The sequence below is a fragment of the Humidesulfovibrio idahonensis genome, from assembly GCF_054657715.1.
This window is the reverse complement of record NZ_BAAHYE010000003.1, coordinates 2,041,559-2,057,961: the sequence shown is the minus strand read 5'-3', so window position 1 is coordinate 2,057,961 and position 16,403 is coordinate 2,041,559. Positions and strand designations below refer to the sequence as shown.

At 69.3% G+C, this 16,403-nt stretch carries 11 protein-coding genes; 10 read left to right on the top strand and 1 reads right to left on the bottom strand.

The features are described 5' to 3' along the window. The first annotated feature begins 422 nt into the window (after nucleotides 1-422). The 4 genes from ACYQ4W_RS15540 (at nucleotide 423) to ACYQ4W_RS15525 (ending at nucleotide 6,776) form a co-directional block, all read left to right on the top strand. Complete coding sequence (locus ACYQ4W_RS15540) at nucleotides 423-1,613, top strand: BaiN/RdsA family NAD(P)/FAD-dependent oxidoreductase (protein ID WP_459858442.1); 1,191 nt, start codon at nucleotides 423-425, stop codon at nucleotides 1,611-1,613. Then, on the top strand, nucleotides 1,613-3,070 hold the full coding sequence (locus tag ACYQ4W_RS15535; protein WP_459858440.1) for an MATE family efflux transporter: 1,458 nt from the start codon (nucleotides 1,613-1,615) through the stop codon (nucleotides 3,068-3,070). The genes ACYQ4W_RS15540 and ACYQ4W_RS15535 overlap by 1 nt, the downstream gene beginning before the upstream one ends. A 281-nt stretch (nucleotides 3,071-3,351) precedes the next feature. After that, complete coding sequence (locus tag ACYQ4W_RS15530; protein ID WP_459858438.1) at nucleotides 3,352-4,977, top strand: glycosyltransferase family 2 protein; 1,626 nt, start codon at nucleotides 3,352-3,354, stop codon at nucleotides 4,975-4,977. A gap of 20 nt (nucleotides 4,978-4,997) precedes the next feature. Next, nucleotides 4,998-6,776 (top strand): motility associated factor glycosyltransferase family protein, encoded by a 1,779-nt coding sequence (locus ACYQ4W_RS15525; RefSeq protein ID WP_459858436.1) that lies wholly within the window; start codon nucleotides 4,998-5,000, stop codon nucleotides 6,774-6,776. A gap of 6 nt (nucleotides 6,777-6,782) precedes the next feature. Here ACYQ4W_RS15525 and ACYQ4W_RS15520 read toward each other — a convergent pair whose 3' ends face one another. Further along, nucleotides 6,783-8,432, bottom strand: coding sequence for a glycosyltransferase family protein (locus ACYQ4W_RS15520; RefSeq protein WP_459858434.1), 1,650 nt, complete (start codon nucleotides 8,430-8,432; stop codon nucleotides 6,783-6,785). Between the two features lie 524 nt (nucleotides 8,433-8,956). Between ACYQ4W_RS15520 and larE the strand changes: the two genes are divergently transcribed. The 6 genes from larE (at nucleotide 8,957) to ACYQ4W_RS15490 (ending at nucleotide 16,402) form a co-directional block, all read left to right on the top strand. Beyond that, on the top strand, nucleotides 8,957-9,745 hold the full coding sequence (gene larE, locus ACYQ4W_RS15515; RefSeq protein WP_459858431.1) for an ATP-dependent sacrificial sulfur transferase LarE: 789 nt from the start codon (nucleotides 8,957-8,959) through the stop codon (nucleotides 9,743-9,745). After that, entirely contained in the window at nucleotides 9,742-10,494 is a 753-nt protein-coding gene (gene larB / locus ACYQ4W_RS15510) for a nickel pincer cofactor biosynthesis protein LarB (RefSeq protein WP_459858429.1), read from the top strand. The genes larE and larB overlap by 4 nt, the downstream gene beginning before the upstream one ends. Nucleotides 10,495-10,500: 6 nt before the next feature. Next, nucleotides 10,501-11,406, top strand: coding sequence for a nickel pincer cofactor biosynthesis protein LarC (gene larC, locus ACYQ4W_RS15505; protein ID WP_459858426.1), 906 nt, complete (start codon nucleotides 10,501-10,503; stop codon nucleotides 11,404-11,406). Next, nucleotides 11,393-12,097, top strand: coding sequence for a DUF3431 domain-containing protein (locus ACYQ4W_RS15500; RefSeq protein WP_459858424.1), 705 nt, complete (start codon nucleotides 11,393-11,395; stop codon nucleotides 12,095-12,097). Before larC ends, ACYQ4W_RS15500 begins: the two co-directional genes overlap by 14 nt. Nucleotides 12,098-12,404: 307 nt before the next feature. Further along, a complete protein-coding gene (mprF, locus tag ACYQ4W_RS15495) occupies nucleotides 12,405-14,972 on the top strand; it encodes a bifunctional lysylphosphatidylglycerol flippase/synthetase MprF (protein ID WP_459858421.1) in 2,568 nt (855 codons plus the stop codon). Next, complete coding sequence (locus tag ACYQ4W_RS15490; RefSeq protein ID WP_459858419.1) at nucleotides 14,969-16,402, top strand: virulence factor family protein; 1,434 nt, start codon at nucleotides 14,969-14,971, stop codon at nucleotides 16,400-16,402. Before mprF ends, ACYQ4W_RS15490 begins: the two co-directional genes overlap by 4 nt. Nucleotide 16,403 lies beyond the last annotated feature (1 nt).

Below are 16,403 nucleotides of genomic sequence, written 5' to 3'. Positions count from 1 at the left end.
GCCGGCGGCGAAAAACCGTCAGGCTAGTGCTGGTTCGGGCTGGTCGTCTTGATGACCAGCAGGCCAGCGATGGTGCAGATCAAACCGGCGAAGAAAAAGAAGAAATCCATGGCCCACCCCTTGTGCTAATTTCGCGTGAAGATACGGGACCGCGCGGACAACACGCCGCGCCCCAGACGCGAGAGCTAGCATAATCCCGGCCGGATGGGAAGAGCCCGACGCCACTTTGCGCGCCCGGCAAAACGCCAGGCAAAGCGGCGGACGCAGCGGCAGGCAACAGCGGGGCGGGCATTCGGCGACATGCTTTCGGCGACAAGCTTTCGGGCACGGAACGCGGGGCGGCCCGGCTTGTGTTCCCCGCCCGCATCCCCTACACTTGTGTAATGTCCGCACATACCGCAACACAGCAAGATGCCGAAATTTTGATCCTGGGCGCAGGCCCCGCCGGACTGCTCTGCGCGCTTTTCGCCGCGCGCCGCGGCAAACAGGTGCTCGTCGTGGACCAGAGCCGCGAGGTGGCGCGCAAGCTGCGGGCCTCCGGCGGCGGGCGCTCCAACTGCACCAACCTGAACGCCGCGCCCGCGCACTACCTTTCCAAGAATCCGCGCTTCACCACCCAGGCCCTTGCCCGCTTTACGCCGGAGCGCTTTTTCGAGCTGCTCTCCGACCTGGGCCTGCGCGCCCACGAGGAGGATCAGGGCAAGGTCTTCTGCGACCAGGGGGCCGAGGCCCTGTGCGGCGCGCTGGAAAAGGCCTGCCGCAAGGCCAAGTGCCGCATCCTGCTGGGGCACACGATCACGGCCCTCGCGCCCCCGGCCATGTCCGGCGGCTTGTTCCAGGCAGAGACCGAACACGGCCCGCTGCGCGCCCCGCGCGTGGTGCTGGCCCTGGGCAGCCCGGCCTGGCCCGCCCTGGGCGGCACGGACATCATCGCCCGCCTGGCCGGGCAGCTGAACCTGCCGCATGTACCCGCGCGCCCGGCCCTGACGCCCCTGGAGCTTTCCGGCCCGGAGGCGGGGCTCTGCCGCGAGCTTTCCGGCCTCTCCGTCACCGCGCGCCTGAGCCTGGGACCGGAGAGCGCCTGCGGCGGCGCGGCCTATGCCGACGGCCTGCTCTTCACGCACCAGGGCCTCTCCGGTCCGGCGGCGCTGCAAATCTCCTCCCACTGGCGCCGCGGCGAGGCCATCCGCGTGGACCTTGTCCCGCACGCCGACGTGCCCGCCCTGCTGCGTGAGCCCGGCCGGTCCAAATCCCTGGCGCGCACGGTCATGGGCGAGCTGTTGCCGCGCAGGCTGGCCGAGGCGCGCCTTGCGGCGCTGCCCGCCGGCGTGGCCGACCGCCGCCTGGCCGAGCTTGGCCGCGCGGACCTGGAAGCCATTGCGCGGGTGCTCACGGACTGGCGCATCACCCCCAAGGGCACGGCGGGCATGGCCCGGGCGGAGGCCGCCACGGGCGGGCTCGACACGGACGCGTTCTCTCCCAAAACCATGCAGAGCAAGGCCCTGCCCGGCCTTTTCGCCATCGGCGAGGCCCTGGACATCGCCGGGGAACTGGGCGGCTACAACCTGCACTGGGCCTGGGCCTCGGCCTTTGCGGCGGGGCAGGCGCTGTGATGTTCAACCTGAAGGAACGCTGGCAGGGTCCCTGCGGCTGCCGCGAGGTGCTGACCGTCGGCGCGCCGCTCATGATCAGCATGGGCAGCGCCACGCTCATGCAGTTCACCGACCGCGTGTTTCTGGGCCGCCACAGCGTGACCGAACTGGCCGCGGCCGTGCCCGGAGGCATCGTCAACTTTCTGGCCGTTTCGTTCTTCATGGGCGTGGCCACCTGCGTGGGCGTGCTGGTGGCCCAGTACCACGGGGCCTGCCGGCCCGAGCGCGTGGGCGCGGCCCTGTGGCAGGGCGTGTGGTTCAGCGTGCTCTCCTCCCTGGTGCTGGCGGGCATGGCCGGGCTCTCGGGCCCGCTCTTCGAGCTGGCCGGCCACCCGCAGGCCGTGCGCGGCCTGGAGGCCGACTACTTCCGCATCCTCACCCTGGGCGGCGGCTTCGTGGTGCTCTCCACCGCGCTTTCCGGCTATTTCTCCGGCCTGGGGCGCACCGTGGCCGTCATGATGGTGAACATCATCGGCGCGGTGGCGAACATCCCCCTCGACTACGCGCTGATCTTCGGCCGCTGGGGCGCGCCGGAACTGGGCATAACGGGCGCGGCCATCGCCACGGTCATGGGCGCGGCCATCTCCTGCCTGCTCTTCTGCCTGCTGCTACTGGCCCCGGAGGCCGAGACGCGGCACCATGTGCGCTCGGCCTGGAGGCTGGACACGGAAATGCTGGCGCGGCTTTTGCGCATCGGCCTGCCCGCGGGCGCGCAGTTCTTCCTCGACATCATGGCCCTGACCGGATTTTCGCTGCTGGTGGGGCGCATGGGGCTGGTGGCGCTTTCGGCCACGAACATCGCCTTCTCCATCAACGGGCTCACCTACCTGCCCATCATCGGGCTTTCCATCGCCGTAAGCATTCTGGTGGGCCGCAGCCAGGGCCAGGGCCGGCCCGACTACGCCCGGCGCGCCGCGTACAACTCCCTGTTTCTGGCCATGCTCTGGATGATCGCCATCGGGTGCGTGTTCCTGTTCGCGCCCGGACCGCTGCTCGATTTGTTTCAGTCCGCGTCCAGCGCGGCCGAGGCCGCCCCCCTGGCCGGGCCGGACCCGGCGCCCTTTGCGGAAATCCGGGCCATGGGCGTGGTGCTGCTGCGCTACGTGGCGTTCTACAGCCTGGCCGACGCCGTGTCCGTGATCTTCTTCGGCGCGCTCAAGGGCGCGGGCGACACGCGCTTCGTCATGTTCACCATCCTGGGGGCCGGAGTCTGCGTGCTCATTCTGCCCACGTGGTACCTGGTGCAGACCGGCGTCTGGGGCATCCACGGGCCGTGGATCGCGCTTTCCGCATACATCTGCACCATGGCGCTGAGCCTGGGCCTGCGCTTCCAAAATGGAGCCTGGGTCAAGCGGCGCGTCATCGAGGCGGTGAAGGAGCCGGGCGGGCGGCCCAACGCTGGCACAAAATGTGAATAAAAATCCGGGCCGGCGATTTTGCCTCCCGGCCCTCCACTGTGGCCGTCCACGCCGACCGTTCACGGCGGCCGCTCACGTTGGCCGTTCACGTTGGCCGGCTCGCCAGGCGCCCAAACGCTGGCCCCGGGCAAAGGCGCGCGGTCTGAGCCCGCTGCCTTGCGCGGCACGGCAGGCCAGTGGCGAGGAGGACCGGCGGCGCGCGGCATCCACCGTAACATGCCCCCAGGGCAGCGCAACACGAAGATTCACACCCAGAAGGCTCACAACAAGAAGGGTCTCGCATGAACGACGATTACTTCCGCATCATGGCCGAGGGGCTGCACGGCGAACTTGCGCGCCTGCCCTTTGAGGAAGTCCTGCGCCACTACGAGAACTACCGCGCCAATTTCCTGTGGGACCGGGCCCTGGCCGTGTGCTACCTCAACCGCTTTCTCGCGGCCTTCAACGACGAAGGCGAACAGGCGGCCCGCAAGCCGCTGGAGCATCTGCTCGACAAATGCCTCCAGCTCTCGCCCTTCGACATCGCCGGCATGCGCACCAAGTCCACCATGGAAAACCCGGCCACCCGCGAAAAGGTCGAGGTGCTGGACAAGAACAACTTCGAGCCCGAGACCTATCAGCTCATCGCGGAGCTGGACATCACCCGCGAGGCGGCGGATGTGTCCCAGTTCCTGCGCAGGCTCCTTGAGGCCTACCCAAGCTACGCCCTGGCCGCCGGGCTGCTCCTCTCCGCCGATTTCATCCTGGGCAACGCGCCGGATTGGCTCGACACCTTCCAATGCCCGGCAGAGCTGCGGGACGACTTCAACGGCATGCTCTTCCGCCACCATGCGGCCATGGGCAACGCCGAGGAGGCGGCGCGGCTGTGGAACCTGCTGCCGCCCGCGGCCGGACGCGAGGTGAATCTCAATTTCGCGGCCGAGGTGGCCCGCATGGGCGGCGACCGGAAAACGGCCGTGGCCTGCTACGAGCATTCCCTGGCCATGGACAAGAGCCAGGCCGCGGCGCGCTTCCGCCTGGAGGAGCTCAAGAACCCCAGCGTGAAGCAAAGCGGGCTGGTGCGCGAACGCAAGGTCGCCATCTGCCTGTACTCGTACAACAAGGCCGCGCTGCTCAAGTCCACCCTGGCGAGCCTTGCCGGGTCGAACATCGGGCAGGCCTCGGTCACCGTGCTTTTGAACGGCTGCACCGACGACAGCCTGGCCGTGGCCGAATGGGCGCGGAAGCTGTTTCCGAACAATCCCTTCACCATCATTCCCCTGCACGTGAACATCGGCGCGCCCGCCGCGCGCAACTGGCTCATCAATCTGCCCGGCACCTGGCAGGCGGACTACGTGGCCTTCCTCGACGACGACGTGGACGTGCCGCCGGACTGGCTCGAATGGTACCTCACCGTGGCCGAGCGCGACCCCAAGATCGGGGTGGTGGGCGGCAAGATCGTCTTCCCCGGCCGACCGGCCAAGCTCCAGTACCTGTACCGCTACGTCAGCGTGGCCAAAGAGGATTTGCTGAAGCTCTGCATCGAGGCGCCGAACCACCAGTACGACAACGGCGCATACGACTTCATCCGCGAGACGCGCTCCGTCATGGGCTGCCTGCACCTGCTGCGCACCAAGGCCCTGCGCGACGAGCCCTGCTTCGACCTGCGCTTTTCGCCCTCGCAGGTGGACGACATCGACCACGACCTGTGCCTGTGCCTCGCGGGCTGGAAGGTCATGTACTGCGGGCTCGTCACCTGCGTGCACCACCAGTCGGCCGGGCTGGGGCTCAAGAGCGACCCGCGCGAGATCGCCCGCACCGGCAACGGCATCGGCAACGACATCAAGCTGTTTTACAAGCACTTCGGCCACATGGACGCGCTGCGCGAACTCGACAACCTGAGCCTGCTCCCCTGGGCGCAGGCCTGAGCCGGCGCGCGGAGCCAACCATGCCAGCGCCAAGCTTCCTCGCCGTCGTCGATGCCGTTCCCAGCGTGACGGACCAGCTCGTGGTCTGCCTGGGCAGACCCAGACAGCTGCCGCCGCTGCCGCCGGAGCAGCTGCTGGTGCTGGACAAGATCGACGCCCAGGGGCTTTCGCGCATTGCCGCCCTGGACCCCAGGCGCATGGGCAAGGGCCTGGTGCTGGTCACCACGCGCGGGGAGCACGCGCGCAGCCCCCGCGGCGTGCTGCGCGCCCAAAAGCTGCTGGCTCTTTTGTACGCCAAGTTCGTCGACCTGCCGTGCACCAGCACGCGCATCCCCGACCCCATCGGGCTGCGGCCGGAGGACACCCCGCCGGAATACCTGCACCTGCTGAACCGCTACCGCAACACGCCCCTGCACCTGCGCCACTGCCTGGTGGACAAGCTCGCCGCCGCGCGCGTGGGCCTGCCCTGCCTGCTTCTGCTGCCCGGGCCTTCCCTGCGGCTGCTCAAGGACCGGCTGCCGGAGCTGGCCCGGCGCCATCTCATCGTGACCATTTCGCGGGTGCTGCCTTTTCTGCGCCAGTGCGGCGTGGAGCCCGACGTGCTGGTGCAGCTCGACACCGTGCCCATGCAGGAGCACTTCCACCACCCGGAGGAGCGCTTTCCCGACGCGGTGCTGCTGGCGCTCTCCATGGCTCCGGTGCGCAGCTTCGCGCCACGGTTCCGGCAGGTGTTCTTCATCGACAGCTTCGACCTTTCCCTGCTGCCCAACCCGGCGCGCCTGCGCGAGTCGTGGCTCAGCTCGCTTCTGGCCTGCCTGGGCGCGGTGGAGGCCCTGCACGCCCCGCAGGTGCTGCTCATCGGCGCGGACCTGCGGCTCTCCGGTCAGGGCACCTATTACGCGGACGCCGACGACTTTCCGCCCGCCCCGGCCTTCGACTCCCCGCTGGTCAGCAGCGCCGGGGCCGTCACCCTGGCCGACGCCCAGGGCAGGCGCGTGGACACCACCCTGCCGTTTTTCGCCACCGCGGCCGAGGCCGAGCTCTTCGCCCAGGCCATCCACGCGGCCACGGGCACGGTCTTCCGCAATCTCTCGCCCGTAAGCCTGCTTGATCCGGACGTGTGCGCGCCCATGCGCATGGACGAAGCCCTGGCCGCGCCGGTGCTGGACAAGACCCCGCTGCTGGCCAAGGCCGATGCGGCCGCCGCCCAGGCGGAGGACATCGACCCGCGGGCCGTGCGCGCCCGCTACGCAAGCGATTTGGAAGAGGCCAAGCGCGGCCGCGACATCATGACCTGCCTGCGCTACAGCGCGCCGGAATCCGTGAGCCAGCATCCGTGCCACCGCTATGTTGCGGCCAACGTGCCCTGGTTCCGCCCCGCCGGCGCGGAGGACCTCACGCGGCTCGCGGCGAACCTGGCCGAGGAGCTGTGCGCGGCCACGCGCTTTGCCCGCAACGTGGCCGCCCTGCACTGCCAGGCCGCCAAGGGCGCGGCCATTCCCGTGCTGTGCACGGCCGAGGAGGAAGCGGAGGTCCGGGCGCGGCTCGCGGCCTTGCCGCCCGCCCACGGGCAGGACTGGACCTGGCGCTTCATGGGCGTGCGCGCCCTGGGCACCGGCAGGCCGGAGCCCTCGTCCGGCTGCGTGGAGCAGGCCGCCCTGTGCGACTGGATGCATTTTCAGGATGTGCTGGTGCTGGCCCCGGGCTGCGCGCGGGAGTTCGGCTACGCCCTGGACCTGATGCGGGACGACAACGTGCTGGATCTTGAGGAACTGCTCGCCTACGCGCCGCCGCGCTAGTCTGAACTAAGCCACGCCGCGCTTGCGCAGCTCGGCAAGCACGCCGCCCCCCGGATCAAGGGCGGCCAAGGTGCCGAGGAAGCCTTCAACCTTGCCCTGCGCCTGGGCCTGACCCAAAGCCAGAACAATCTCCTCCAGCCCGGCCTCGCGCCGATAGGTCTTGAGCCCGGCCATGCCGAGCTGCAAGCCCGTGCGCCAATCCCCGGGGCGATGCAGCGCCAGGGTGGACAGCTGCCCCAGGCGGGTGAAGTCGTGCCCGCGCAGCGAGGCCGTCTGCGCCGCCAGACGCCGGGTGGTCTCGATGTCCTCCGGGTCCAGGCGCTGCGCCAGGTAGAGGCATTCCACGGCCGCGCGCGGCAGGCGCGTGGCGGGGTCGAAGGGAAAGCCGGCCGAGCCGAAACGTTCCGCGGCGGTAAGCACCTTGGCCCACAGCAGACAGAGCTTCGCCGGACTTTCCGGCTGCGGCGCCGGTTTTTGGCCTGTCGCGGCCTCGTGCCGGCGCCAAAATTGCCGCGCCAGGCTCCAGTCGTCCAAGAAGAGCGCGGCCATGGAGCCCGCCAGATTCACCTCCAGCTGGTCCGCGTGGGCTCCTTCGGCCAGGATTTGACGCGCCAGGGCCAGGGCGGCTTCCCCGGAGCACCCGGCGGAGGCGTTCTCGACCAGCAGCGTCAGCCGGGCGGCGAGAACCTCCGGCGCTTGCGGCAGCCTTGCCAGGTTCTGCCCAAGCCCCTGCGCCGTGGCCGCGAACATTCCGGCCCGCTGCAAATGCGTCAGACTGAGCCAGTAGGCGGTCTCGGCCTGCGCTCCGCGCGCCGCGGCGTGGGTAAGCCCGGAGGCGAAGTCCAGCATGGCCGCGCAACGGTGCGCCACCAGATGCTCGCGCTGCACGCGCTCCCAGGCGGCGCGGCCCAGGCTCTCGGCCTCGTCGGGTCGGGCCAGGTAGTGGTCCAGCAAGGACTCCAGCTCCAGCACATGCCCGTAGGTCTCGATCTCGCGCCCGCGCGCGAACAGCGCGTCCTGGTCCGGCCCCACGTCCTGGCTGAGCACGAGGCACCCGCAGGAGGCGGCCTCCACCAGCCGGAAGTTGACCTCGGAAAGCAGGGCCTCGTTGGGGGCCAAGCGGGTTGCGCAGTAAAAATCCAGCATCTCCGGAAAGGTCAGGTCCTGGGCGATGGCCGCGCCATAACGCTCCGTCAAGAACTGCACCAGCCAGCCGCGCACCGGGCGGCTTTCGGTCACGCGGCCCACAAAGCCCAGGTCGCGGCCGCGCTCGGCAAAGGGCCGCCAGGGGCGGTCGGCCCCGAACATGGCCATACGGCCCAGGGCCTGCCCCGGCGGGCGCGGCTGCTTTTCCAGTATGCCCATGTGCGGGGTCAGCACGCCGTCGAACAGGCGGCAGTAAAAGCGCTGCCAGTGCCAGTTGAGGTGCGTGTCCAGCGACCAGAATATTTTCGGGCAGGAGAAGCGGGCCAGGCCGCCCAGAATGACGCGCGGTCCCAGGCTTTCCTCCTGGAAGATGAGCTCCGGCGTGAAGGACCGCTCGGCCAGGGCGGCTTCGAGGTCGAACAGGGTCTCGCTGGGCCACAGGTTGAGTACCTCGTGCCCCATGTCCCGCAGCGCGGATCCTATCCGTATGGAGATTGCGCAAATTCTCATGTCCGCTCCACGCGCCGCTTGCTCTCCGTGGCCAATAGTCCGGCATGACTGGCCCGGCATGACGATGCCGACGGTTCGCCATCGCGCAGACCTTGCGGGCCGGCGTCACGCAAGCCCGGCATCCGGCAATCCGCATCGGTGCCGTTGTCCGGCTTCGCCATCCGCAAACGGGCATTCCCTGCCGCCGCCACGGGACGGCGCCCAGCCTCTTTGCCAACACGGGCGATGGCGCCGGGCACAGTTCATACACCACGTTTCAGGGCTGTTGTCCACGCGCGCCGCCAGCACAAGCGGCAGCGGCCAGCGGCGAGGGCAGCCCCAGCCGACAAGACTCCGAGCGGCGGCGCGACGCCATACTCCTGCCGGCCACCCCCTGTGCAGGCCCTTGCGCAGAGGCGGGCACCCGGCCTATATGACATCCGGCCGCGCCGCCCGCTGTTTTCCTCTCGGCGCGGAGCAGGCCGCAACCCCGGCACGCGGCCTGTGCCCAGGCGCGTGGCCGCCTTCGCAGCACAAGGAGACGCATGGACCAACGCCTTGAAAGCCTACTTGATCTCTTCCGCGCCCAAGGCGCTGTCGCCGTGGCCTATTCCGGCGGGGTGGACAGCTCCCTGACCCTGTGGGCCGCGGCCAAGGCCCTGGGCCCGCGCGCCCTGGGCGTCACCGTGCGCTCGGAATTCATCTGCGCCCTGGAGCGGCAGCGGGCGGAGCGCATCGCGGGGGTACTGGCGCGGCTGGCGGGCGCACGGGTGGTCACGCGCGACGTGGCCGTGCTGCCCAACGCCCGGCTGCGCGCCAATCCGCCGGACCGCTGCTATTTGTGCAAGCAGGTGGTGCTTGAGGAAGTGCGCAAGGCGGCGCTGGAATTTCTTGGCCCCGAGGCCCGCCTGGCCGAGGGCACCAACGCGGACGACGATCCTGCCCGGCCGGGACGCCGCGCCGTGGCCGAGGCCCGCGCCCTTTCGCCCCTGGCCGCCTGCGGCATCGACAAGGCCGGCGTGCGCGAGTTGGCGCGGTCCATAGGCCTGCCCAACGCCGACGATCCCTCCAACTCCTGCCTGGCCACGCGGGTGCCCACGGACGCGGAGCTGACCTACGCGCGGCTCAAGGCCATCGAGGGCATGGAGCGCGCCGCCCTGGACCTGGGGCTTGAGGACCTGCGGGCGCGGCTGGTGCCGGGCACCGGCGGTGACGGCGTGCGGCTTCTGGTGCGCCCGGCGCAGCTCATGTTCGCCCAGGGCCAGTTGCCGCGGCTCAAGGAGCGCGCGAATTTTATCGGCTTTGCTCACTTTTCGCTGGGAGAACGCACGTGAACGTCGATAGTCTGCTGGAAGAGTTCCGTCAGGGCCGGCTTGCGGCCTCTGAACTGAAGCGACAGCTTCTGGGTCAAAGCGTCACCGAAACCGGGTTCGCCCGGCTGGACCACGAGCGCCTGCTGCGCAAGGGCCAGGCCGAGGTGGTGTTCTGCCAGGGCAAGACCCCGGAGCACGTGGCGGCGATCTTCCGCGAGCTGGCCGGGCGCACGGGCCGCGTGCTGGGCACCCGCGCCGGGGCCGAGCACTACGAGGCCGTGCGCGGCATGGAGGGCGTGGCCTACGACGCCCTCTCGCGCGTGCTGAGCGTGGAGACCCGGCCCGTGGCTCCCGTGGGCAAGGTGGTGGTGGTGAGCGCGGGCACGGCGGACTTGCCCGTGGCCGAGGAGGCCGCGCGCACGGCCGAGCACCTGGGCAGCGTGGTGCTGCGGCGCTACGACTGCGGCGTGGCGGGCATCCACCGCTTCCTGTCCGTGCTGGACGATTTTCTGGACGCCCAGGCCGTGGTGGCCGTGGCGGGCATGGACGGGGCGCTGCCCTCGGTGGTGGCCGGAGCCGTGGCCGCCCCGGTCATCGCCGTGCCCACCAGCGTGGGCTATGGCGCAAGCTTCGGCGGTTTGGCCGCCCTTTTGACCATGCTCAACTCCTGCGCCCCGGGCATCTCCGTGGTGAACATCGACAACGGCTTCGGCGCGGGCTACATGGCCCATGTCATCAACGCCCAGTGCGAAGCCGCACGAAAAGGATAAGCCTCTGTGAAAACTCTGTATCTTGAATGCTCCCTCGGCGTCTCCGGCGACATGCTCCTGGCGGCCCTAAGCGACCTGGCCCCGGAGGGCGGGCGCGTGCTCACCGAGGCCGTGGCCTCCCTCGGCCTGCCAGGCGTCTCCGTGCGCATCGGCGAACAGATGGTCCAGGGCATCCGCACCCGGCTGGTGGAGGTGCTGGAGGAGAAGCCCCAGCCCCTGCGCCACTTGAAGGACCTCACGGACATCATCATGGCCGCGCCCCTGCCCGAGCGCGTGAAGGAGCAAGGCCTGGCCGCGCTCCTCAAGCTGGCCGAGGCCGAATCCAAAGTGCATGGCGAGTCGCTGGAGCACATCCATTTCCATGAGGTGGGCGCGGTGGACACCATCGTCGACGCCCTGGGCTCCATCCTGCTGGCCCACGCCACCGGCGCGGACACCATCGTGGCCTCGCCCGTGAACCTGGGCTCCGGCTTCGTCACCTTCTCCCACGGGCGCTTCCCGGTGCCCGCCCCGGCCTCGGCCGAGCTGGCGCGCGGCATGCGCACCTTCGCCACCGACTCCGGCATGGAGCTGGCCACGCCCACGGGTCTGGCCGTGGTCAAGACCCTGGCCGAAACGTACGGTCCGCTGCCCCTGGGCAGCATCAAGGCCGTGGGCTACGGTTCGGGCACCTATTCCACCGGCGCCTACCCCACGTTTTTGCGCGCGTATCTCATCGACTGCAGCCAGCGGCGCGTGCGGCCAAGCCGCGACCACGACGACGACTCCGGCTCCATCGGGCCCTCGCGCGGGCGCGGCGACCTGTTCGGCCCGCACGGGCACCCGCACTACGGGCCCAACGCGCACACGTCCAGCGGCCGCCACTTCGCCAAGGACGAGGACGACGGACAGCAAGGCCATGACCACGACTGAGCAACCGGACATCGGGCTCGTGGTGGCGCGCTACCGCGAGGACGTTTCCTGGCTATGCGGGCTCGGCCTGCCCTGCGTGGTCTACAACAAGGGGCCACAGCTCGACCCGGCCCAGCTGCCGCCCGGCGCGCGCACGGCCGCCTTGCCGAACATCGGCCGCGAGGCGCACACCTTCCTCACGCACATCATCGGCCATTACGGCCGCCTGCCGCGCCACACGGCGTTTCTGCAGGGCGATCCCTTCGCCCACCTGCTGCCGCCGCAGGAGCCCAAGCCCACCCCGGCCGACCTGGGCCTGCGCCTGCGCGAGCTGGCCGCCAAGGACCAGCCCTTTGCCGGGCTGGTCTGGTTCCGCCTGCGCTGCGACGGCCTGGGCCGCCCGCACGATCTGGCCGACCCGGCGAAGGAGGGCCGCTGGAAGGGCTGGGGCAAAGACATCCCCGTGGCGCAGACCTTCGAGGCCCTGTTCGCGGCCCCGGCCCCGCGCGAATTCATCGCCCGCGCGCCCACGGGCAACATGCTGGTGCGCGCCGACCGCATTCTGGCGCGGCCCCTGGAGTTCTATCAGCGGGCGCTGGAGCTTGTGCTGGCCGACGCCGAAGACGAGCGGAACACCGGCCACGCCTTTGAACGCCTGTGGCAGGCCATCTTCTCCGGAGCCGCGCCCAGACCCGCCGCCCCTGACCGCTGACCGAAGCGCTGGCCCGGAGCGCTCACCGGGAGCGCACAGCGCATCGTCGGGCAAAGCCGCTGAGACGCTCGCCTGAACCTGGGCCCTGGGCAGGATCAGCGAGAAGGCGCCAAGGGCCGCACTCCGCGCCTTGGGCGCTTTGAACCGGAGCGCAGGCCCTGCTTGTATTTGACGGCCCCTGAGCCCCCGTGCTACCTGTCCTGATTACCCTGCCACACGGCAGGAAACACAGCCAACCGACGGATATGATGCGCGAAACGCCGCTCAAACTGCTTGGAGTCCCACCCGCGGGACACCCGGAGGCCGCATGCTCGGCCGCCTGAAGCCCTTTATGGGCCCGGCCCTGGCCCTGGCGCTTTTGGCCGCGGCCATTTGGGCGCTCAACGCCCAGCTCGCCGGGTATGATCTTGACGAGATCATGAACACCCTGCTGCGCGAGACGGACCGCGACATCCTCCTCGCCTTCGGCCTCACCGCGGTGAACTTCATCGTGCTGGCGGGCTACGACATTCTGGCCCTGGCCTACATCAAGCATCCCCTGGCGCCCTACCGGCCCGTGCTGGCCTCGTTCGCGGGCAACGCCTTCAGCAACACCATCGGCCTCTCCACCCTGGCGGGCAGCTCCGTGCGCTACAGGCTGTACTCCTCCTGGGGGCTCACCCCGGGAGAGATCGCCAAGATCGTGGTCTTCACCACCCTCACCCTGTGGCTGGGCCTGTTCTCCATCGGCGGCATCATCTTCACGGTCAAACCCCTGCCCCTGCCGGACTGGGTGACCCTGCCCTTCCACACCACCAGGCCCCTTGGGCTCATCCTGCTCATTGCGCCCGTGGCCTACCTGTACGCCGCCGCCCGCAAGGAGACGCCCTGGCGCATAGGCAAAATGACGCTTCTGCTGCCGCAGTTCCGCAGCGCGCTCTTGCAGGTGGGCGTGGCCTCCCTGGACTGGGCCCTGGCCGCGGCCGTGCTGTACGCGCTGCTGCCGCCCTGGGCCAACGTGAACTTTCCGCTGGTGCTGGGCGCGTTCCTCCTGGGGCAGATAGCCGGCCTGGTGAGCCAGGTGCCCGGCGGGCTCGGCGTGTTCGAATCCTGCCTGCTCTTCCTGCTCACCCCGCGCATTCCCGCTCCTGCGCTCTTTGCCGCGCTGGTGGCCTACCGCGTGGTCTATTACCTCATTCCCCTGGCCATCGCCTCGGCCATACTGGCCGTGCGCGAGACCCTGGCCGCGCGGGAGCACGCCAGAAACGTGCTGGTGTTCCTCATCCAGTGGTTTCCCGTGGTGGTGCCGCGCGTGCTGGCCGCCTTCACCTTCCTGGCGGGCATGGTGCTGCTGTTCTCCGGCGCCACGCCCTCGGTGCATTCGCGCCTGCGCTGGCTGGAGGACTTTTTGCCCCTGGGCGTGCTCGAGTTCTCGCACTTCGTGGGCAGCCTGGCCGGCCTGGGCCTGCTCATTCTGGCGCGCGGCCTGCACAAAAGGCTCGACGCCGCCTACTTCGTCACCGCCTGCGTGCTGTTCGCGGGCATCATCGCCAGCCTGCTCAAGGGCCTGGACTACGAGGAGGCGCTGCTCCTCACGGTGCTGCTTTTGGCCCTTCTGCCCTGCCACAAGTTTTTCTACCGCAAGGCCTCGCTCTTGTCCGAGGGCTTCACCAGGGGCTGGATCATCGCCATCATGGTGGCCCTGGGCAGCTCCGTGCTGCTGGGCTACATGGCATACGGCGACAACGCCCTGGACGGCGAACTCTGGTGGATCTTCACCTTCGAGGACGAGGCCAGCCGCTTTCTGCGGGCCACGGTGGGCACCCTTGTCGTGGTGCTGTTCATCGCCGCGCTCCGGCTCATGCGCTCGGCCACGCCGCGCTACGTGCCCCCCTGCGAGGGCGACATGGAGATTGTGCGCGACCTGGTGGCCAAGGCGCCGGAAACCCCGGCCTACCTGGCCCTGCTGCGCGACAAGAGCTTCCTGGTCAGCAAGGCCAACGACGGCTTCCTCATGTACGGCATCTGCGGCCGCAGCTGGGTCTCCATGGGCGATCCGGTGGGCCCGCCCGCGGCCCGGGCCGAGCTGGCCTGGCGCTTCCGCGAGATGGTGGACCTCTACGCCGGGTGGACCGTGTTCTACCAGGCGGGCAAGGAGAACCTGCCCCTGTACCTGGACCTCGGCCTCTCGCTCATCAAGATCGGCGAGGAGGCGCGCGTGCCCCTGCCGGAATTCTCCCTGGCGGGACAGGCGCGCAAGGGCCTGCGCTACACCCGCAACATGGTGGAGAAGGAAGGCGCGGTGTTCGAGATCGCGCCAACCGAGGCCGTGCCCGCGCTGCTGCCGGAGCTTCGGCGCGTTTCCGACGCCTGGCTTTTGGCCAAGCACGCGCGGGAAAAGAAGTTCTCCCTGGGCTTCTTCAGCGAGGACTACCTGCTGCAAACGCCCATGGTCCTGGTGCGCAAAGAGGGCCGCATCGTGGCCTTTGCCAACATTTGGGAAGGCGGCAGCATGAACGGCGTGCGCCAGGAGCTCTCCGTCGACCTCATGCGCTACGCGCCCGACGCCCCGCCGAGCGTCATGGAATACCTGTACATCATGCTCATGCTCTGGGGACGCGAACAGGGCTACCAGTGGTTCAACCTGGGCATGGCGCCGTTCTCCGGCCTGGAGAAGCACGCCCTGGCCCCGGCCTGGACCCGGCTCGGCTCGCTGCTTTACAGCTATGGCGGGCAGCTGTACAACTTCCAGGGTTTGCGGCGCTTCAAGGACAAATTCGACCCCGTCTGGGAGTCAAAATATCTGGCCAGCCCCGGCGGCACGGTTCCGCCGCGCGTTCTGGCCAACATCGCCAGCCTGGTTTCAGGCGGCGTGCGGGGAGTCATAGCCAAATGAAACGGTCCATCCAAGCCCTCAGCCTCGCCTTGCTGCTTCTGGCCCTGTGCCTGACGACCCCGGCCTGCGCCAAGACGGAGAAGGCCCCGGAGAAGCTCACGTTCGGCGTGTTCGGCGAGGTGCTCATCTACCGCAACACCACCGAGCCCGGCCGCGCCGTGCTGCTGCTTTCAGAGGGCGCCTGGGACGCGCGCATGGACAAGGCCGCGCGCACCATCGCCGACATGGACGCCACGGTTGTGGGCATAGACACCGCCCGGCTGCTGAACCCTCTGCGGGCCAAGGCCGACGGCTGCTTCTACCAGGCCTGGGAGTTCGAGGGCCTCAGCAAGATCGTGCAGAAGACCCTGGGCTTCAAGGGCTACCACCAGCCCGTGCTGGCCGGTTTCGGCGAGGGCGCGGCCGTGGCCTACGCCACCTTTGCCCAGGCCCCCAAGGAAACCTTCGCCGGGGCCGTCACCCTCGGCTTTTCGCCCCGGCTTGGCATCGGCAAGCCCTTTTGCGCGGCCAACGGCCTCAAGTTCGACGCGGCCCAAGGCTCCGAAGGCGGCGTGATCTTCCAGCCCGTGGCCAAGCCCCAGGGCAAGCTGGTGCTGTTGCAGGGCAAGAACGACCAGCGCTTCAGCCTGGCCGAGGCCGGTTCCTTCGCCAGCCAGGTGCCCGGCGCCAGCGTGCACGCCCTGGACGGCGCGGACCAGAACGTCGTTGATCCCAAGATCTGGCGCGCCGCCTTCCACGAGGCCCTGAACGCCGTGGCCCCGGCCAGCGCCGCGCCCAAGCCCGCGGCCAACGCCCAGGGCGTGGACGACCTGCCCCTGGTGGAGGTTCCGGCCGCGCACCCCGGCAAGACCATCGCCGTCATCGTGACGGGCGACGGCGGCTGGGCGGGCATCGACCAGCAGATCGGCGAGATCATGGCCCAGCATGGCGTCTCGGTCATCGGGCTCAATTCGCTCAAGTATTTCTGGACCGCGCGCACGCCCGAGGAAATGGCCCACGACCTGGAGCGCACCCTGACCCACTACGCGGCCAAGTGGAACGCGGACCGGTACATCGTGGTGGGCTACTCCATCGGCGCGGACATCATGCCCTTCATGTGCGGCCGCATGAGCGAGGCCGCCAAGTCGCGCCTGGCCGTGGTGGCCATGCTCGGCCCCGGCACCCATGCGGACTTCGAGTTCCACCTCTCCAACTGGCTGACCACCGAAAACGTGCCCGAGGGCGCGCCCATGGTGCCGGAGATGGCCAAACTCTCCAAGGTGCCGGTGCTGATGGTTTGCGGCAGCGAGGAGGAAGGCACCCTGTGCCAGAACTACCAGGCGCCCAACGCCAAGAGCCTTGTGCTCCCTGGCGGGCACCACTTCAACAAGGAATACAACCACATCGCCTTCTCCATCCTGCGCGAGGGCGGCATCGCCGTGCAGGATTAGA

Bases quoted from the DNA above. Each gene is read 5' to 3' on its own strand.
- ACYQ4W_RS15535 (WP_459858440.1), top strand. From the start codon at position 1,613: ATGTTCAACCTGAAGGAACGCTGGCAGGGTCCCTGCGGCTGCCGCGAG.
- ACYQ4W_RS15530 (WP_459858438.1), top strand. From the start codon at position 3,352: ATGAACGACGATTACTTCCGCATCATGGCCGAGGGGCTGCACGGCGAA.
- ACYQ4W_RS15525 (WP_459858436.1), top strand. From the start codon at position 4,998: ATGCCAGCGCCAAGCTTCCTCGCCGTCGTCGATGCCGTTCCCAGCGTG.
- ACYQ4W_RS15520 (WP_459858434.1), bottom strand. From the start codon at position 8,432: ATGAGAATTTGCGCAATCTCCATACGGATAGGATCCGCGCTGCGGGAC.
- larE (WP_459858431.1), top strand. From the start codon at position 8,957: ATGGACCAACGCCTTGAAAGCCTACTTGATCTCTTCCGCGCCCAAGGC.
- ACYQ4W_RS15500 (WP_459858424.1), top strand. From the start codon at position 11,393: ATGACCACGACTGAGCAACCGGACATCGGGCTCGTGGTGGCGCGCTAC.
- mprF (WP_459858421.1), top strand. From the start codon at position 12,405: ATGCTCGGCCGCCTGAAGCCCTTTATGGGCCCGGCCCTGGCCCTGGCG.
- ACYQ4W_RS15490 (WP_459858419.1), top strand. From the start codon at position 14,969: ATGAAACGGTCCATCCAAGCCCTCAGCCTCGCCTTGCTGCTTCTGGCC.